General features: G+C 57.8%; 16 protein-coding genes and 2 pseudogenes. 9 read left to right on the top strand and 9 right to left on the bottom strand.

Annotated elements, in window-relative coordinates; genetic code table 11:
- Positions 1-7: 7 nt before the first annotated feature.
- Positions 8-1,141 (top strand): PIN domain-containing protein, encoded by a 1,134-nt coding sequence (locus F758_RS0136350; protein WP_024512459.1) that lies wholly within the window; start codon positions 8-10, stop codon positions 1,139-1,141.
- A 408-nt stretch (positions 1,142-1,549) separates the two neighbouring features.
- Here the strand turns inward: F758_RS0136350 and F758_RS0136345 are convergent, their stop codons facing one another.
- The 3 genes from F758_RS0136345 to F758_RS52340 all read right to left on the bottom strand — a co-directional run bounded on the left by F758_RS0136345 (position 1,550) and on the right by F758_RS52340 (position 3,505).
- Positions 1,550-2,683 carry a DUF4268 domain-containing protein gene (locus tag F758_RS0136345; RefSeq protein ID WP_024512458.1) on the bottom strand — a complete coding sequence of 378 codons (1,134 nt, stop codon included), beginning with the start codon at positions 2,681-2,683 and terminating at the stop codon, positions 1,550-1,552.
- Between the two features lie 6 nt (positions 2,684-2,689).
- A complete protein-coding gene (locus tag F758_RS0136340) occupies positions 2,690-3,034 on the bottom strand; it encodes a hypothetical protein (RefSeq protein ID WP_024512457.1) in 345 nt (114 codons plus the stop codon).
- 252 nt (positions 3,035-3,286) lie between these two features.
- Positions 3,287-3,505: a DUF2130 domain-containing protein gene (locus F758_RS52340; protein ID WP_245286697.1), complete on the bottom strand. Its 219-nt coding sequence runs from the start codon at positions 3,503-3,505 to the stop codon at positions 3,287-3,289.
- Positions 3,506-3,900: 395 nt separating this feature from the next.
- On the opposite strand from F758_RS52340, the gene F758_RS0136330 reads away from it, so the two are divergent.
- From F758_RS0136330 to F758_RS52335, 3 genes are read left to right on the top strand one after another with little or no spacing between them, the layout of a single operon-like run.
- Positions 3,901-4,479 carry a helix-turn-helix domain-containing protein gene (locus F758_RS0136330; RefSeq protein ID WP_024512455.1) on the top strand — a complete coding sequence of 193 codons (579 nt, stop codon included), beginning with the start codon at positions 3,901-3,903 and terminating at the stop codon, positions 4,477-4,479.
- Complete coding sequence (locus tag F758_RS0136325; RefSeq protein WP_024512454.1) at positions 4,472-5,695, top strand: type II toxin-antitoxin system HipA family toxin; 1,224 nt, start codon at positions 4,472-4,474, stop codon at positions 5,693-5,695. The genes F758_RS0136330 and F758_RS0136325 overlap by 8 nt, the downstream gene beginning before the upstream one ends.
- 1 nt (position 5,696) lies before the next feature.
- Positions 5,697-6,137 (top strand): restriction endonuclease, encoded by a 441-nt coding sequence (locus F758_RS52335; protein WP_084305946.1) that lies wholly within the window; start codon positions 5,697-5,699, stop codon positions 6,135-6,137.
- On the opposite strand, the gene F758_RS0136320 is transcribed toward F758_RS52335, so the two are convergent.
- The 5 genes from F758_RS0136320 to F758_RS0136290 form a co-directional block, all read right to left on the bottom strand.
- Positions 6,119-6,361: a hypothetical protein gene (locus F758_RS0136320; RefSeq protein ID WP_024512453.1), complete on the bottom strand. Its 243-nt coding sequence runs from the start codon at positions 6,359-6,361 to the stop codon at positions 6,119-6,121. The two genes, F758_RS52335 and F758_RS0136320, sit on opposite strands and share 19 nt — an antisense overlap.
- Before the next feature lie 238 nt (positions 6,362-6,599).
- The gene (locus tag F758_RS45375; protein ID WP_024512452.1) at positions 6,600-6,851 is read right to left on the bottom strand and encodes a helix-turn-helix domain-containing protein; all 252 of its coding nucleotides are present in this window, start codon (positions 6,849-6,851) and stop codon (positions 6,600-6,602) included.
- Between the two features lie 1,625 nt (positions 6,852-8,476).
- Positions 8,477-8,653, bottom strand: a complete 177-nt coding sequence (locus F758_RS50250) for a hypothetical protein (RefSeq protein WP_198026647.1) — start codon at positions 8,651-8,653, stop codon at positions 8,477-8,479.
- A 246-nt stretch (positions 8,654-8,899) separates the two neighbouring features.
- Positions 8,900-9,310: a hypothetical protein gene (locus tag F758_RS0136295; RefSeq protein ID WP_024512449.1), complete on the bottom strand. Its 411-nt coding sequence runs from the start codon at positions 9,308-9,310 to the stop codon at positions 8,900-8,902.
- A gap of 64 nt (positions 9,311-9,374) precedes the next feature.
- Positions 9,375-10,208 carry a S1/P1 nuclease gene (locus F758_RS0136290; RefSeq protein ID WP_198026646.1) on the bottom strand — a complete coding sequence of 278 codons (834 nt, stop codon included), beginning with the start codon at positions 10,206-10,208 and terminating at the stop codon, positions 9,375-9,377.
- Between the two features lie 155 nt (positions 10,209-10,363).
- Between F758_RS0136290 and F758_RS0136285 the strand changes: the two genes are divergently transcribed.
- The 5 genes and pseudogenes from F758_RS0136285 to F758_RS0136265 all read left to right on the top strand — a co-directional run bounded on the left by F758_RS0136285 (position 10,364) and on the right by F758_RS0136265 (position 16,410).
- A complete protein-coding gene (locus F758_RS0136285; RefSeq protein ID WP_024512447.1) occupies positions 10,364-11,206 on the top strand; it encodes a S1/P1 nuclease in 843 nt (280 codons plus the stop codon).
- 10 nt (positions 11,207-11,216) lie between these two features.
- Entirely contained in the window at positions 11,217-12,032 is an 816-nt protein-coding gene (locus F758_RS0136280; protein WP_051387141.1) for a hypothetical protein, read from the top strand.
- Between the two features lie 92 nt (positions 12,033-12,124).
- Positions 12,125-13,774, top strand: coding sequence for a phospholipase D-like domain-containing protein (locus F758_RS0136275; protein ID WP_024512445.1), 1,650 nt, complete (start codon positions 12,125-12,127; stop codon positions 13,772-13,774).
- 217 nt (positions 13,775-13,991) lie between these two features.
- A pseudogene (locus F758_RS48600) lies at positions 13,992-14,353 on the top strand (ISAs1 family transposase); the annotation flags it as partial.
- 824 nt (positions 14,354-15,177) lie between these two features.
- Positions 15,178-16,410 carry a cytochrome P450 gene (locus F758_RS0136265; protein ID WP_035724325.1) on the top strand — a complete coding sequence of 411 codons (1,233 nt, stop codon included), beginning with the start codon at positions 15,178-15,180 and terminating at the stop codon, positions 16,408-16,410.
- A 472-nt stretch (positions 16,411-16,882) separates the two neighbouring features.
- On the opposite strand, the pseudogene F758_RS53540 reads toward F758_RS0136265, so the two are convergent.
- Positions 16,883-17,571, bottom strand: a pseudogene (locus F758_RS53540) (hypothetical protein); the annotation flags it as partial.
- Positions 17,572-17,778 lie beyond the last annotated feature (207 nt).

Genomic DNA, 17,778 nt, shown 5'->3' with positions numbered 1-17,778 from the left:
GCCGGCCATGACAAAGTACGTCGTTCTCGATACCAATACACTTCTGCATTACCGGCGGCCCGATAGGCTGGAATGGGGGGCTTACTTTGCAGGTGAGGAGGTTATTCTCGTCATAACTCCTCCTCTAATTCACGAGCTGGAGCAACAAAAGCTGGCGAACAGATCAGCGCGGCTAAGACGGCGAGCGAATGAAATTATCCAATGGCTCAATGGCTACCTTGAAAAGGCGGAGCCGATTTACGTCTCAGAGCGCGTCCGTCTACATTTTTATGATGAATCACCGAGGATCAATTTCGCTGCCCATCGGCTGTCGGATGCCGTGCCCGACGACATTCTCATTGCGACGACTCTGCAATTCCGAGAGCAGATGAACGTAGACGTTACGCTATTCACCAACGACACCGGGCTCAGGATGAAGCTGCGCAGTCGGTCGATTCCAGCCATCAAGCCGCGAGATGAGGATAGGCTTGCAGACGAGCCGGACGAAACGGAAATCGAGCTGGAGAGGACACGGAAAGAGCTTCAACGCCTTCAAAGTCGCCTGCCTCATCTGCAACTGAGTTTTGAAGACCATACAAACTTCCTGGTTGTCGAGCTGCCGGACATCCAGGAAGAACCAGCGCCCAAGGTCCGAACTGCATGGTACTTCGGTCACTCGGAGGAGGCGATTAGTGAGTATGACAAGGAGTACCAAGCCTATCTCGCAGAATTTCAACTGTGGCGTTCACGTGAGCAGCGTCAGTTCCTTTGCCAACTAGTGTTGCGCAACACGGGCAGTGCTGAAGCGACGAATGTTTCCATGGACATAAGCTTCCCCGAGGGAGTTGTTCCACTGAAGAGCGGGGCAAAGAGGCCCAAACCGCCCCGTCACCCAATCGATCTGGCTGTGACACACTTTGACCCGGGCGAGCTACTCGCCCATGTGCCGGAGAGGCCCTCGCCACTTCAGCCGATAATTGATGCGACTTCACGTACGGTGCGATGGAACATACCGTCGGTCGTCCACAATCGGACCTGGGAGCTGCGGCCGTTTTTGGTGCGCTTTGAATCCGACCCCCGTGGCTTTCAGGCCAGAATCACTATCGGGTGCGTAGAAACCATTGAGCTTTTCGCGGGTCACTTGAACTTCAAGATCCGGTAACTCGCCGAACGCCAATGTAAGCGTGCGCGTCCGCCGAATAGAGTCTAAGCCGCCAGGTAAACTTTTGAAAACAAAAGCTCCTACAGGCTAGCGATCTAGATGAGCCCGGCAAATCGCTCCTCTCGTTACGATCAGCTTTTCACCGAAAGCTGACAGTTCACATCAGGGGCAAATCCATCCCCGCCGCGCGCATTTTCTTTTCGTCATACCGCGCGGTACATCAGTAGCTATCGTCCGTGGCCGAGTCCTGTCCCCGGGTGCAACGCTTTCTGGGGAGGGCTCTGGACAGAGCGCTTGGTGAGCTTTGATATCTTCAATACTGGCATTCGTGCTGGTGAATGTCCTTGTTCCTAGATCGGCTTTCGTCCATTCGCGGCAGCTTGCCGCTCATTCGAAAATACGCGGGCACTACTCTTCTTGTGACCTGGCCTTGAGCCTCCGCTGTATCTGAGCGAGAGGCTCCTTAAGGCTGCCCTCCAACCGCGTCATCGCATCTACCATGGTCGAGATCATCGCTGGTCGTTCAGACTCATCAAAACAATCGCCGTCCACTTCTGACTTAATCCGAGACGCGCGCTTATCCTCCAGTCGCTCCCAAGTAAGGGCTGCTCCAAAGGTATTTTCGATTGTTGTTCTTTGCGAGAATAGCTCGTCGAAGATCGATTTATTCTCGTCCTTGTCACCCCGGTCGATATAGAGCTCGACTCGTCCGAATGATTTACTTGCAACAAAGTTGTACGGCACTCCGCGGAGCCCTGAGCCCGCCGATACGTAGTGAAAGTGATTCGGCGAGATATTCGCGAAGCGCGGTATCTTTGGACCTGCTGCTCGAAGCAGTTCGGTCCAGAATTGTCGTCTAACTTTATAGCGTTTCTTCTCTTCGGCTGCTGCTTCAACCTCATCCAAGGACTTAGAAGCAAGTCCGATCATGAATTCCTCAACATCCTTCGTCGGAATTATCTGGTCGACGTCCAGAAAGATGCTATCCCCAGCGCACCATGGCCTCACCCGGAAGCACTGAATACGCAGCTTGAAGTTCAGCAGCCAGAGAATGGTCGATGTGACCTCTTTGCGAAAATTTGCCGCAATGAGCATGATCCGCTGGGTGGAGCCCTTATTGAGGACAATCTCGTCGTAGTCCTCAGCGTCGAGAAACTCGACAAGGGCCCCCTTAGCGTCTCCGCCAGAACCGCTTTTATCGAGATACTCTTGAAAGATGCTGCGTATGTTATCCTTAGACAGGCTAGAGCAGTACGAGGCGTATTTCAGGGCCTGCCACGTAACGTCGCGTCCGGTGTCGTCAAGCTTATTTTCTATCAGGACTAACGAGCCTTGTTTATCCAAGGCCAACAAGTCGAGGCGCTCCTGCGTGTCGGCGAAACCGGCGAACTCCTTTTGTATGATTAGCAGTTCTTCGCCGAGGCAGGCCGGAGTCTTTGCAATCCACTCCTGCAGATGCTGCCGTTCTCTGAACCCAAGGTCAGCGAAGGTCTGCGACCTGAGAGGCTCAATCGAATTTTCTTCCTTGTTGATTTTGAACATAAGAACCTAAACTCCGAACGTTTGGTCTACACGTTTGACCATCTCTCGCACGAACTGAATTGGAGAAACCACTAACGCGACATCGAAGTCCTTGCGTAAGGATGTCAGCTCCGAGAGCCAAGCGTTCAACTGAGGCAACTTGCGAGCGTCAGCTCGATTGAGCGGCGCATGAGAAATCTGCACTTCAACCTTCTGGATTTCGAAGTCCAAGAAATCGAGCAAGTCCCTCAAAGGGACGGCCATTTCCTTGATGGCCGGTTCGATCACAAGGAGACCGTTGCAAATCTCGTTCATTATTCTTGGTAGCTTGCTCTTGAAGCGCGGGCTGATGCGGTCGCTGTTATCGATCATTGCTCTCGTCGGGTAATGCCGGGAATGCTTCTCCAAAGTTGATCTGTCACGGATACAACCGACATGTAAACGGTCACTTCGTCGCAAGCCATCTCAAAAATCCCAGCTCGTCGCGAGGATGACGGCACTTTTTTGATCTTGATCCAGTGCTTGCGTTGGCCCCTGCTGTCTGTGTTATCAACTGAGCCGTCCAGCGATGCCGCTATCGTCACGACCCTGTTGGCCGAGGCCGTGTCTAGCGCGCAGGAGAGTTTAAGCGGCTTTCCCTTCGAGCATCGGCGGCTCTTCGATTGCCGAAATCTCCGGCAATGCTTGCCCCATAATGCCGTGCAGGTCGCCTACCACGCCAACAGTGGACTCGATCATCGAGCTGACTTGGGCTTCGCGTTTGGCCCAGGCTTTCAGCATGAATTTGCGCTCTTTATCGATGTCGTCTCGCATGTCTTTGAAGCGCTCGACGATGGCTTCAATCCGCTGTTTGAATCTTGAACCGGTAAGATAACAATAGACCTGTTCAGCCTTGGACTGCTGTCAGGCCTGCGTCGTGCGCGCGCTGGCGACCTCCACAAGACCTTGACGAAGAGTCGGGGGGCGACCGGAATCGCACAGCGCGGGTGCGCGACGTAGACGCCATCGATCAGGTCGAAGGTCTCCACACCTTTGGGTAGGGCAGTGGAGCGATGTCGGCCTCTCAACGCTGCTCTTTCCTGTCTGCTCATGTCGTGAGACGTTAAAGGCCAAAGTTGACATAGAATCCTTATCATTATCGTCTTTTGATAAGGATAATTATCGAACAGGCTTGATTTATGGTTCCGGTTTTGATATGTATCCTTATCAGAGGTCGAACTTGATCAGGATATTGTATCATGTCTTACCAGAGTGAGGAACTTGTCCGCGAAGTACAAGGCCAGCGCGTCAAAGCGGCCCTGAGCCAGCGCGCTTTGGCCGCCCGCTCAGGACTGACCCAGGCCCACATTTCCCAGATCGAAACCGGCCGTCTCGAACCGGGCCTGTCCAGCTTTATCGAAATGGCGCGGGCACTCGACTTAGAGGTCGTGCTTGTGCCCAAAAAGCTTCTTCCCGCCGTGCAGGGCGTCCTGCGCTCGAGTGCTGACGGCTTGTCTCCCGAAGATGGGCAGTCCGCTCTGTTCACCAAGGGCGAGCGTTTCATCGCCAGACAGAAGAAGCTGGAGGGCCGTTCCGTCGCTCTCGACCGCATTGAGGAGTATTTGCGTTTACTGAAGCAGGTGCGCCTTCGCAAGGACGATCTCGCGACCGTCACCGAGGCCATAAAGCTGCTAAGTCAGCTTAAAGAGAGTCCGAACCCGCGCGCCGAGCTTGGAAACGTAGCCGGAATGCTGCGCACGGTGCGCAACCGTATCGCGCATCCCGTGGAAGCGCCGCGTCCGGCTTACGCCCTTGATGAAGAGGACACCGATGCCTGACGTATCGGTCCTCGACGTTCACCTGTATGGCAAGCCCATTGCCACCCTGACGCTCGTGCAGGGGGACCGGACGCTTTTTGCTTTCAATCAAAGCTACATTGATGATCCCGACCGTCCAACGCTCAGCCTCTCCTTCAAAGATCAATTCGGCAATCTACTGACGGCGTTTAAACCGTACCGGCAGGTTCTCCCGCCGTTCTTTTCCAACCTTTTGCCGGAAGGACCTTTGCGCCGCTACCTCGCTGAGCGCGCGGGCGTCAAAGAAAAACGCGAGTTCTTCCTGTTGTGGATGCTCGGGCAGGATCTCCCCGGCGCCCTTTCGGTCCATCCGGCGGAAGGCGAAGCTTTGCCGCCTCAGGTCGAAGAGGACCTGACGCCGGATGAGCGACAAAATATGCTGCGGTTTTCGCTGGCGGGCGTCCAGTTGAAGTTCTCGGCGCTCAAGAACGATTCCAAAAGGGGAGGCCTCACCATACCCGCAGAGGGCGTAGGCGGCTCGTGGATCGTCAAATTGCCGTCCCCCCAATATCCAGGCGTGCCCGAAAACGAATACTCGATGATGACCATCGCAAAGGCGATGGGCATGGACGTGCCGGACCTTCAATTGATCGACGTCGATGCGATCAAAGGATTGCCGGACGGTATCGGAGAAATCAGAGGCCAGGCGCTCGCCATAAAGCGGTTCGACCGGACACCCGACGGCCCCGTCCATATGGAAGATTTTGCGCAAGTATTCGGCGTCGCTCCCGACGAGAAATACGAACATGTCAATTACAAAGGCATCGCGAACGTACTCGGCATCGAGACCGGCGACGCCGATGTCGGCGAATTCATTCGCAGGCTGGTGTTCAGCACGCTGATCGGCAATACCGACATGCACCTTAAAAACTGGTCCCTGATCTATCCGGACCGGCGCACACCGATCCTCTCACCCGCTTACGATCTGCTTTCGACCACTCCGTACATCGCGGATGACAAGATGGCGCTTAACTATTCCCGCACCAAGAAGATGGCCGAGTTCTCCAGGGATGAGCTGAAGCACCTTGCGGCGAAGGCCAAGATTTCCGAAAAGCTGGTGCTCGATACCGCGACCGAAACGGTCCAGCGGTTCAAGCAGGTCTGGTCCGAACAGAAGACAAAACTCCCGTTGGAGAAAAAGGTCATCGAAATCGTGGACGCGCATGCGGCCTCCATCCCGATCTACAAAGAGCGCTAGAATGCCTTACGGGTTTGGAAACCTCTCGCCGGCCGATTTCGAAGACCTTGTGCGCGAGCTCGTCGGGCGCGAACTCGGCGTTCGCTTCGAAGGCTTCGCGGCTGGTCCGGACGGCGGTATGGATGGCCGCCACGCCAAAGGCGGGGCCAGGATCATCTTGCAGGCCAAGCATTATGCGGGCTCCGCTCACGCTGCGCTCAAATCGGAAATTAAACGAGAGCGGTCGTCGATCGATCGTCTCGTGCCACCGAAACCGAGTTTGCAAGAGCAGTCTGGTCGCATTGCAGAACCATCAGGCTTCCGGCCGATAGCCTTTCAGTTGTGGCAAGGTGCTTTGCCAAGATTGCGGCCGATTTTCTTCACCTCCCGGTATGGGTCAAGACGCCTGGCAAGTACAGGAATTCGTTACAACCGACGGGCCTTTCAAACACGCAGCGCATAGAGCTGCTGATCGCCTGGCATCAATCCAGCGGTGATCAGAGATTTTCCGATCTCGCCCTTGCGCTTGCGCGCGCGCCGGTGGACGGGCTGGGTTCCTGGCGCGATGGCGACGACGCAATCGAACTCATCGCCAAATTGCGCGCCGGAGATTATTTCGACGAGCTTACTATTGCAGGTGAGCTCGCCAATTGCCTTGAGACTGCGGCGGGCAATATAGTGCCGCACTTCAGAAAACCTTCCATAACGGCAAGCTGTTTCAGCCTCGGAAGACGCGGTTCCACGGCTTCGTTCCGGTGGGCGACCCGGAATTCAAGCATGCGCTTTTTGAGGAGTTTGCCTGTCATCAGCCCGAAGATCCGAACTACACCGGGCTTCTCAGGTTGTGGGACTTTACAATCGAGGGAGAATTCCTCGTTCAAGGCGCGCGGCGTCCTGTGGCCGAGCGCGAGCGCGCCGTGCTTGGTCACATACGTGCGGCCTCTTTGGTTCCGCTGGCGACGCTCTTCCCGGCTCGCGGCAACGTCTTGAGCCATGCGCGAAGGTCGTCGGGCAAGATGATGGTCCGCGTCCCATGCTTGTGGGCAATGAGCTTCCCAGCATTGATCGCTTGCCGGATTGAGGTCATGCCGATCCCCGTGAGCGCGCTAGCCTCTTCGGGCGACAGCGCAAATCTGTCGGCAAGCGGCACCGTTACCTTCTGAGCGAATTCGTTCATACCTTTTCGTTCCTAAGACATGGGAACTAGTACTAGCGTTGGCCTGCTCCCAACACTCTTGCGCGAGGTCCTTTGGCCTCGTGCGGAGCGACATTGTGCAACTCACCGCCTCGCGCGATCTGACGCCAGCTTCGCTGAATTTGGTTTCGACGTAGCTGACACGCTGCTGAACTCAGAAACCAGCTGCCTCTGCGCTTGATCAAGCCAGCTCTGTTGTTCGTGGAAGAGCGAAGTATCGAGGGCGGCGAAAGCAAGTATCGTGGGACGATTGGTCTCCTCCTCAACGGAGTAGAACGGGTTCCACTTGGCGCCTTTCATCGCTCCTCCCGTATGGCCAGGCGGTCGCTACGGCTAGAACGGCTCTAACTCGCGGGTTTGCAGCAGGAAGCCTGGCCGACAAGGGCGAATGCATCGGCCTCATGGAATCTGCTCTCGGCTGCGGTCGTCAATTGCGCCTCGTACGATCGGATGCGAAAGCCGAACAAAGGAAAGACCACCAACACATTTGTGCTTGCCTCCCTTTGTCTTGCCTCGTGTGGTTATGTGGCTCAAGGCCTTGCTTAGGGACACCGCTTAAATGCTGGGGCGAACGCTCCTCAAGTCGAAATCCAATTTTTCTATCCACTTATTCAATCACAGCGCCAATGGTGTCTCTACTGAAAGCAGAGAAGGCTTGGAGCGTCTTGGGATAGCTAAAATACCTGCAGGGCCATTATCTGCCAGCAAAATCGAAGAAGGAGACAATGATCATATTTCGTTGACGACAGCTCACTGGGCTAACAAGACTATCAAGTGCATCTGTCGACTGTGGCACCAGAATTCCGACGGGGCGTCACGTTTGGTAGGTGGCAACGGATACACTTGAAGCTTGATCTCATTGCGTTGCGTTGGCTGGAGCTTGATCAAATTGGCTCATGGTGGATTGGAGCGGTGCGCCGGGAGACCGGCAGGAGACAGAAGGTGCAAGCCCTTCACGGTGAAGCAGTAGCGATCCACATCGGCCCCTTGCATTCACGGGTCGCTGCGAGGCGGCGCGTGAAGCGTTGACAGGGAAACGCATAGGCTAGCAATTGAGCGGCGAAATTCCAGTCATCCGGAGTGCCGATGCCCTCGTTCCGGCAGAAGGCAATATGGTTGGGCACGCGATCGCGAGTGCCCGATCGGCTTCGCGGCGTCTGAGACCCTGGCATGTGCGCACGTCTTCTGCGCGGGAACCGGGAGGTCTCCGCATTGCCTGGGTTGCCGCTTGGGCCGCACGAAGGCCGAAGTCCGTGATGCACGACGTGGAGCAGTTGGATTCATCCAGAGTACCGAGGAAGTCGGCGAACAACGCGGCCTATGCTGCAGCGGAGCCGATGGAGAAAAGGGGTGGGACCAAGGGGAATGCGGTCCCGCAAAGCACGGTCCGGACGCAGAGCCGGAAAACCGTGTCCCGGGCGCAGGCCCGCATACGAGAAGCCGTCAACAGGAACAGGGAAGGAGAAACTGACGGCGCTCCTGCGCCACGTCTACGTCGGCTGCTTGCGTGCGGCATTCCTCGCGTTGAAGAGGCGGGCAGTAGCTGGCATCGATCAGGTGACGTGCGACCGTTACGCGGAGAACCTCGAGGAGAATCCGAGAGGCCTTCACCGCCGGGTCCAGACAGGAGCGTATCGAGCGTTGCCGTCGCGCTTCGCAACCTGATCGGCACGATTGGCGATAATCCCCAAGTTACGAATCTCCCCGCCGAGCAGCCCTTCAGCCACCGGCACCGAAGTCGTCGCCTTATGGACCTCCAGCCCCACGAAAATGCTATCCTCCATCAGGCCCGCTCCCCATGCTTGAGGCTCGGCGCCGGCTCATCCGGCGCAACCCTCGATAGTAGCTTGCCGCGGCGCGGGCCGCTCGTCACCTCAGGGCGCGAACATAGGTCTAGCGTTCTATCTCTCGGCCCATGGACTTGATTACGACTCATCATCAAGAAATTCGCAATTTGGTCGTCGGTCTCCCCGACCGCGATCATCGGGCCTGCGGTGATGTGCTCCGTCTTCAGTCGCCAGCACCGGCCATCAGGCGACGTGCGTCCCTGCATCTTTCAACCTCTTCCGCGCCTCGTCCGGTGTCTCGCGTACGGCAAGACGCAGTTTGGTAGGAAATATGAGAACCGACTCGGCTTTCTCGTTATAGATAACCGGATCGCTGTCAATTACCTGTCGAACACGTTGGGCGCTGACGAGTAGCTTTGTCTTGGCGGATTCCGGCGCCGAAAACTCGGCTAACGGCACGTTGGCCTGCTCGAACTTCTTCGACAGGTCGTCAATCGGCTCGTTTGAATAAATGCGGTCGGCTGCGAGCTGCAGCATCGTCGCGCCCTTCCACTCACTGTCAAATGCCTTTCTCAACCAAAACAGATCGGATTCGTCGATATCTTGAACTCCCCCACCGGGCATATTGATCACTATCAAAGGTTGCTCCTTCATTGCCGTTTGCCTGCCGCCGGAAGGCACGCATCCCAATCCGTTTCTTCCTGGCCCAGATCCTTATTCAAAAGAAAGGCGAGGCGGACGCCGGCCCGACGTATTCCGAGCGAAGATGTTGAAGTGCGGACTTCGAAAGCGGTGGACTCCCGTAGGCATCCGAACGCGACAGGTTGAATGCCTCCATGGCCCAGTCGTCGAGGGTGCCCTGCGTCCATTCCTTCGCGAGCGACGGTGTTATTTCCGCCAGAAGGCTCGAAGCGATCGAGTCGGGCGGCGAGCCGAGCGCATCGACAAATTGCGTGTCCCAAAATCCGTGGAGAACATCTTTAGATGAGTGAGGGAAGCCATCCACCTCTATCTTGACGTCGTTGCCGCCGCGGTCGTGGTTGTCGGAAGAGTGCAGAGGTTGATGCATGTCACCCACGAAATGCAGGATGAATTTCAGCGCCATAAGGCTTTCGCCGGGGTCCGTGCCGTTGGCCGAAATTTCCGTTTCGAACTGCTGAATCTTGTCTACGACGCAGGCTTTGGCCGGGCCGTTCGAGGCCGGCGTGCCGACTTGAAGCGGCTCGCGTCCGAAACATGCCGTCGCGATGTCGGGACTGTCGAGTTCGATGTCCACGAAATGCCAGTTTTGCGTCTGTTCGTAATGAAGCCGCCGATCGTCCTCGTCCCGATACTTGTCGGCCCACGTCGCTTCGCTTGCGAAATCGTGTTTGGTCAGAGTATTGCCGGTGTCCGAAGCGAGCATGGCCATGATCCGGCGCTTTGCCGAAGGCATGAGACACTGCTCCGCGACAAGCGCGATGGTCTTATGGCCATCATCGCTCCAGGCGAGCGCAAGTCGCGGATCGGCGATTGCGAGCGACGGTCCGATCGCAGCTAGTGCTATTCGCATCGGCTTTGCCCCAGGCTCTTCGACGTCGAACGACATTGAGTGCCGCAGTACGTCGGCGATATGAACTGGTTCACATTTGGCACGAAAACTTGTCAGTTGTGTTGTGGATAGTTGCCGCGCTACAGTAGAGTGGCTTGATCTATCGGGGGCATCCCGTGAAGACGATTGGATTGGCCTGTCTGATCGCCCTGACCTTGCCGGCGCAAGCTCTCGCCTGGGGAGAAGAGGGCCATTCGATCGTGGCCGAGATCGCCCAACGGCGGTTGGATGCGGCGTCGCTCGCTAAGATCCAGGTCCTTCTCGCCGCCGAAACACCATCGGTCGATCATCCGGCGGCATCGCTTTCCTCGATCGCGAGTTGGGCCGACGACTATCGCGCGAGCCATCCCGATACCGCCGCGTGGCATTTCGTAAACATTCCCGACGATCGTTCGACCTACGATCCGGACGCCGATTGCAGGAACGGCGCATGCGTGGTCGATGCGATCGCACGCTTCAGAACCGTCCTGGCCGACTGCTCGAAGCCAGCGGCGGACCGTCTGGAGGCCTTGAAGTTTCTCGTCCATTTCGTCGGCGACGTGCATCAACCGCTGCATGCGACCGATCGCTGGGATGCCTACACCGGTAAGGACGACCAGGGTGGCAATCTGATCCCGGTGATGTTCTTCGGGCAATCGACCAATCTGCACGCGGTATGGGACACCGGGTTGATCATGCGTACGGTCTACGACTGGGGCGCATACGTCGTGCGGCTTGAGACTACCTGGTTTCCTGGACGGGACCTGACGGGTCTTTCCGGCGGGTCACCTGCCGACTGGGCGGCGGACTCCCATCGATTGGCACACGAGGTAGCCTACGACATACCAGATGACGGCGCCATAGGCGCCAGATATTTCACGAAGGCGCAGCCCGTCGTCGACCGGCAGCTTGCGCTTGCGGGAATCAGATTGGCCCGCTTGCTCCAAGAAGCACTCGCTCCCACTCCATCCTGTCAGTGAGGCCTCGCCGATGAACCGACTGTCGGCATCTCTGGCTCTTCTCCTCCTCGGGCTGGCCGGCCAATCCTCGGCCGCGCTGGCGAGGGTGACGTCATGCTCGAAGAACGGATTTTGCTACTGTGTCCAGCAAAGTCTGATCGACGCCGTCGCTCGCAAGCTGACCGATATCCGGAAGGCGATCGACGTGCAGAAGCGGGCCGGCAAGGCGATAGGTTATCTCAGTATTCCGCTATCGACGGTAGGGGGTGCTTATCTAAACGAGAACTTGAAGGTCGCGGCCGAGATCAAGGAACGGATCGAGCGCCAGTACGGCGTCCGCGACGTTTGGGTCCTGAACCCGGGAGCCAAGGAGTTCTCTCTCCCTGGCGGCGCCGGTGGCCCCGATTACATGCTCATGTGGTCGCAGGTACTCGAAGGAGAAGACGGGCTCGGCGCATTCGACTTCGTCTACTTCACCGGACGGTCCGACTTTGCCATCCATTTCGGTCTCGACGGCCAGAACGATCTCGGCAAGCTCGACGTGGCCTATGACGATCTCGCCAAAACCGATCCTGGCCTGGGCCTCAACGTGGATAAACGGTCCTTCAGGGACTACTACGGCTTGCGTGCTTCGGTCGCCTATAGCCTCGGGTCGCACGACGAGTGGGACATCGTGCGGACGATCAACGAGAAGCGTCGCCTCGCGGATGCAGTGGCCGGTATCGCTCGACAGATGGGAGTTTGGTTCGACGGCAAGCCGGCCGCGCCCGGTCTGCTGGAAACGTCCATCGCCACCGGCGACGTCGGCAAATGCAAGAGCGACAACGAAGAGGGGAAACCGAAATGACCACGAAGACAGCGACGCATTCTCACCGGCAATCGGCGGTTCACGGTCAATCCACCGAGACGAAGTCCAGGAACGCCGGCGGAGACGGAAAGGTGGTGGTGAAGTCCTATACGTCACCTACGCTGGTTCTACTGGCCTATGACTGGCCCGCCGGCGACGATCACGAAGACTTCCTCGGTTTTGCGATCCAGCGAACGCCGGGGTTTGACGGTGCTGAATCCAGCTGGTTGCCAAACCGCATCGGTTTCAACGGACCCGAGCCTGACCAAAGCGACTTCCCAAGCAATGAGGCGCCGATCCAGAAGTTCTATTGGTGGGACGCGCGTATCGACACCAAGGACCGCGGCCACTCGTTCACTTACCGGGTCATCCCGGTGACGGGCCAGTCGTCGTCGTTGAAACTGTCGGACGCCCAAGCCGCGGAGATCGTCGTCACCGTTCCCAACGTCGAAGAGCAAGGCATCACGTCCCACTTCAACCGCGCCGTCGTTAGTTCGCAGGCATTCTCGAAGCAGTTCCCGAACATCAGCACGCCGGCCCAGCAGAAGGCTGCGAGAGCCTGGCTTGCTAACGGTATGGAGCAAGCGGTACCCCAATTTCTCGACCGCGCTGCGGGCAAGGACATCGAGGGTGCGATCTATCACTTGACCGACGATATCTGGATCATCCCCTCGTTTCTAAATTACGGCGGTGCCGTTTCCTTGGCGTACAATCACACGGGCAAGGACCACACCTCCGACGCCGCCATAAAGAAGCTGGAGGATGCCGGCCGCCCCGCGAACCTCTTCGCCCCTCGCACGCACGCCAGCATCATGCACGACAAGTTCCTGGTGAGGGTGGGGGCGGCGGATCACGCGGAAGCGGTCCTCACGGGCTCGGCCAATTTCACGAGCGAAGGCTTGTCGGCGCAGGCCAACGTGCTGCATGCCTTCGAGTCGCCGCAACTGGCGAAACTGTACCTCGACCGCAAGCGATTGCTGGACAGCGATCCGGGCTTGTCGGCGACGCAAAAGGATGAAGAAGGCTGGTCGGATGAGATGAAAGTGGGCGATGCGACGATCCGGGTCTTCTTTCCGCCGGAAGGCAAGGCGACCCGGGTCTCGATCGACACCATCGTCGAGGCGGTCAAGGCTGCCAAGCACTCGGTCCTGCTTTGCGCCTTCGATCCGACCGACATGGATCTGTTGGATGCGGTGTTCGCCGCGTCGGACGCCGGGCTAATGATGCTGGCGCTCGTCAACAGGGTGCCCTCCGGTCAGCCGAAAGGAGATCCGTCGCGGGGCGACGTTGCGGCGAAGATCGCGATCCTCGACAGGGCGGAAAAAAGCGACGAGATCGTGGGCTTCGGGGCTTTCAATGCCGGCGCCGCGCCTACCGACTTCGCGCCAGAGCGCGTGTTGTGGCCGGGCGAGAGTCCGAAGATCATGGTGCGCGTGCACCACAAGTTCGTGGTCATCGACGCCGAAGGAGAGAACCCGGTCGTCTTTACGGGCTCCGCCAATTTCAGCGGCAATTCCTTGCACAGCAACGACGAAAACCTTCTCCAGATAACGCAATGCCCCAGGATCGCGGGCATGTACATGGCCGAGTTCCTGCGTCTCTATGAGCACTACCGCGCGCGCATCAAGTCGGACAAGGAACCGAAGACCTTCAAACTGACCCCCAACTCCGCTTGGAGCAAGAAGTACTTCACGCCGGGCGCCCCTGAAACGAAGGCCCGCCAGGCCATGGCCGGAACGTAGACGCATCCGGTACTGGGCTCGCGCGCAGCGCAGCGGCAGAGCATGGCGATCGGGTGAAGAGTGCACTGACCCTGATGATCATCCGTCACGCGGAGAAGCCCGGCGAAAGCTTCCCCGGCAGTGGCTTTACCGAAAATGGCGACAAGGATGATAAGTCCCTGGTCATACGCGGGTGGCAGTGTGCCGGCGCTTGGGCGACTCTGTTCGGTTCGGGTCACGGTCGAAGGAGGCGCTGTTGCGGCTCTTCCTTCGCCTGGAGCATGGAATCCCGAGCCACGATACATTCAGCCCGGTATTCCGTCTGCTCAAGCCGCAAGCCTTCGAGAAGGTTTTCCGTCGTTTTATGTCGGCCTTTGCCAAGGCCAATGCGCTCAAGCTCACCGGGGTGTGGCCGTCGATGGCAAGGCGGTGCGTGGCGCCTACGAGCGAGGCGGCAAAGCCACGCCGCTGCATCTGGTCAACGTCTTTGCAGTGGAAACCCGCATGGCTTTGGCTCAGCAGAAAGCGCCTGGCCGCAACGAGACGGTGGGCGCCTTGGAGGTGCTGGACCTTCTCAGTCTGGAAGGCTGCATCGTTACTTATAAGGTTTGAGATAGGCTTGGTCATCCACTGGCCTGCCGTTCTCGACATGCTTTCTGGCGCGATGAATAAGCCGATGAACATACGTTCTTGGAATACGGATCTGCGCCTTGGGGGTGTGTTGGGGTGTTAACCGGGCTCTCGGCGACGGAGGTCGAAGTTCCCCATCCTTCGCCCAGGATAGCTGATCGCCGGGTCGCGCGTCCGGAAGCGGCTTGGGAGGTGGGGCTTTTCCCACCGCCAATTTCGCCCAGAAGCCTCGTTCGGGTCGAGGGACGTTGAGCGTGGTGCAGACGCGAGCCAGATAGCTGCCGGAGACGCCGAATTGCTCGGCAACTTTGGTCATCGGTTTGGACCACACCAATTGATGGAGTTCTTCTCTCGTAATCATCACTTGCTTCACTTATCGGCAATTCCTCCTTCTTATGGACTGTGAACGATGTACAGTCACCCGGAGTAGCCTTGTTGTGCAGATCGCGTCGCCGCGGCGGCCTGGGGCGAAGAGGACACTTCATGGGATCCGCCCGCATTCGGGCCGCTGAAACTGCGACACCCGTCGGACGGCCCTCGCTTCGACATCACGCCTGCTCCAAATCCTGGTAGGGGACCTTCGATCTTCTTTCTAATATTCTTCACCCGACCAATCGCAACTACTGCCGAGCGGAAGTGCGGAGCGACAAGAAATTCAAAGATCGTGAGAACTCTCCAGAAACTTAATTCGACCGACGTTGAATTAAGGCGAATCAAGGTCGGCGCATCCCTTGTTCGAAAACAGCGCTCGGGCGAGCCCGCAACTTTGGAGCCTAAAGGTGCAGGAGACGATTATGGCACGAGAGCGCGTATGCGAGGGTGATCGTGATCTCGCGCTAAGCCACCTAGATGTCAGCGAGCCCAAGCGGTTTCAGAATGATACGATTTGGCCTTGCTTCGAGCGGTTGCGAAGAGAAGATCCCGTTCACTACTGTAAAGATAGCCCTTACGGTCCTTATTGGTCCATAACAAAGTACCACGACATCATGAAAGTGGACGCGAATCACACGGCGTTCTCGTCAGAGCGTGGCATCACGATCGTCGATACGCCGGAGGAGTATAGGACTCCGAGCTTCATCAAAATGGGAGGTGCTAAGCATGAGGAGCAGCGCAACACCATCAGTCCGATAGTGGCACCCGAAAATCTGAGACACCTTGAGGGCTTGATCCGCCTGCGCGTCAACAAGATCCTGGACAGCTTGCCGCGCAACGACACGTTTGACTGGGTCGACAAGGTGTCGATCGAGTTGACCACGCAAATGTTGGCAACCTTATTCGATTTTCCCTTTGAAGATCGGCGACTGCTGACGTACTGGTCCGACGTGGCCGCGCTGACTCCAAAAATAGGCCATGTGATCGACAATTGGGAAAAACGAAGAGCAGTGCTTTCCGAGTGCTCGGACTATTTCACACGGCTTTGGAACGAGCGGGTAAATGCCGAGCCGCGGGTGGACCTGATTTCAATGATGGCGCATTCACCGGCTACGCGAAATATGCAGCCGCGTGAGTTTCTAGGAAACCTCATGCTGTTGATCGTTGGCGGGAACGACACCACGCGCAATTCGATTAGCGGAGGTGTCTTGTTCATGAACCAGAATCCCTCCGAGCTGCGAAAGCTGCGCGATGATCCTAGGCTCGTGCCCAGTGCGGTGTCCGAGATCATACGGTACCAGACGCCCATTGCGCACATGCGCCGCACCGCCACAACCGATATCATGATAGGCAGGAAGCACATCAGGCGGGGCGATAAGGTCGTGATGTGGTACATCTCTGGCAACCGGGACGATGAGGCTATCGACCAGGCCAAGAGCTTCATCATCGATCGCAAGAACGTGCGGCAACATCTCTCGTTCGGATTCGGCATCCATCGCTGCGTCGGTAGGCGCCTTGCGGAGCTGCAGCTTAAGATTCTTTGGGAGGAGATGCTGAATCGGCGTCTGGACGTCCGAGTTGTCGGCGAGCCGGAACGGGTCGAATCGAACTTTGTTCATGGCATTGCGGCTCTCCCGGTGCTGATTGCAGCTTAATGTCGCGGGTACCCTTTTGTGAGCGGTTGATCGAAGGTGCCGCTTTGCGGACGTGAGCTTGTCGGAGCTGCCGATAAGCGGGAGAGGGGCCTGCCGACATAGCGCCGGTGCGTATTTTGTTGCAATTCCTACGATGCCGGCCGCGGCCTTGCGTCCGACGGGACGCTGCTCGGCGGTCCAACGCGGGCTATGCGAGCGCGGAAGCGGCCCACCAGGCATGGTGTCCCGAACGCTGCTGAACCGCGCTCGCTTTGCGGAATAGCGCGGGCTCTCAGATTGCCCGTGGTTGTGCCGGGGAGGACCAGATCTCGGGATCTGTCAAAGCAAGAGCTGAATCTGATGTTTGGTGCCGCAGCAGATCGTAACCTTCGATCGAGTACTTGGGATTCCTTTGATTGATATTCCATTCCTCACCCTAACGAGGGTCGACTCAGGTCTCGTTGACTATTTCAGAGGCGGCTTTGGAAAAGCTGACGAGTAAAGAGCTGTCGTTGAAATAGCCGGCATCGCCGGAATGCAGCCAGCCGTCCCGCATGTCGACAACGGAGGCTTGCGGATTCTTGTAATACCCTAAGAACATGTTGGGATGCCGCACCACGATCTCGCCGACGCCGTGCATGTCCGGCTGCTCGATGCGGATTTCGATGTCCTCAGCCATGCCGATGCCGGTGGTATCGGGATCGTGAGCAAGAGCCCGATCGCGGCAAATGCCAGGGATTGCGTACAGATCAGGCTCGGACAACATGGCGGAACGCGATGACGGTTCGACGAATTCGCTCTAATCACCATAGCGGCGCAGCCGCTCCAGATCGACCTGGCCACTTCGGTGCAGCGTGTAGGCACCCAGCAGCTCGGTCTGGCCGTAGAGCGTACGCAAGGGGACGCCCATGGCCTGAAAGAACTTGAACGTGTCGGGCCCGAGCGCGGCGCGCCGCCCGTTACCGCCGAGCGCAGCCGCGTGAAGCCGAGGCGGTCGCGCAGCGCACGGAACAGCAGCATGTCGGCGAAGGCGGAGCGCTTGCCTTGCTCGATTGCCGCAAGCCCGGCTTTCATGCCGAGGTCATAGAGGCGCTGCTTGAGCGGCGAGGTGTCCATGATGCGGGCGCGCACGTCGGCGGCGATCTGCTCCCAGACGCGCGGCATCAAAACTGGAGCAAATTCCACGGCTTAAACCGCCCGATTTGAATCGACTTGGTGTTAGACACCGCGCAAGGCTGGTGCTAAGGGCGGCACTGCCGTGGCTCAACTGGAGAAAAGGATGCAGGCCCGCGAGTTGAACACGCCCTTTGAGCTGAAAGGCAAGACGGTTTTCGTGGCCGGCCATCGCGGGATGGTTGGCTCGGCACTGCTGCGGCGTCTTTCGGCGGA

Source organism: Bradyrhizobium sp. ARR65 (genome assembly GCF_000472385.1).
In the GTDB taxonomy this organism is placed as follows: domain Bacteria; phylum Pseudomonadota; class Alphaproteobacteria; order Rhizobiales; family Xanthobacteraceae; genus Bradyrhizobium.
Note: the sequence above shows the minus strand (reverse complement) of the source record. Positions and strands in the feature narration are given on the sequence as shown.

Bases quoted from the DNA above. Each gene is read 5' to 3' on its own strand.
- F758_RS50250 (WP_198026647.1), bottom strand. From the start codon at position 8,653: ATGGAGGATAGCATTTTCGTGGGGCTGGAGGTCCATAAGGCGACGACT.
- F758_RS0136350 (WP_024512459.1), top strand. From the start codon at position 8: ATGACAAAGTACGTCGTTCTCGATACCAATACACTTCTGCATTACCGG.
- F758_RS0136265 (WP_035724325.1), top strand. From the start codon at position 15,178: ATGGCACGAGAGCGCGTATGCGAGGGTGATCGTGATCTCGCGCTAAGC.
- F758_RS0136345 (WP_024512458.1), bottom strand. From the start codon at position 2,683: ATGTTCAAAATCAACAAGGAAGAAAATTCGATTGAGCCTCTCAGGTCG.
- F758_RS0136290 (WP_198026646.1), bottom strand. From the start codon at position 10,208: ATGCGAATAGCACTAGCTGCGATCGGACCGTCGCTCGCAATCGCCGAT.
- F758_RS0136280 (WP_051387141.1), top strand. From the start codon at position 11,217: ATGAACCGACTGTCGGCATCTCTGGCTCTTCTCCTCCTCGGGCTGGCC.
- F758_RS52335 (WP_084305946.1), top strand. From the start codon at position 5,697: ATGCCTTACGGGTTTGGAAACCTCTCGCCGGCCGATTTCGAAGACCTT.
- F758_RS0136295 (WP_024512449.1), bottom strand. From the start codon at position 9,310: ATGAAGGAGCAACCTTTGATAGTGATCAATATGCCCGGTGGGGGAGTT.
- F758_RS0136340 (WP_024512457.1), bottom strand. From the start codon at position 3,034: ATGATCGATAACAGCGACCGCATCAGCCCGCGCTTCAAGAGCAAGCTA.
- F758_RS0136330 (WP_024512455.1), top strand. From the start codon at position 3,901: ATGTCTTACCAGAGTGAGGAACTTGTCCGCGAAGTACAAGGCCAGCGC.
- F758_RS0136325 (WP_024512454.1), top strand. From the start codon at position 4,472: ATGCCTGACGTATCGGTCCTCGACGTTCACCTGTATGGCAAGCCCATT.
- F758_RS45375 (WP_024512452.1), bottom strand. From the start codon at position 6,851: ATGAACGAATTCGCTCAGAAGGTAACGGTGCCGCTTGCCGACAGATTT.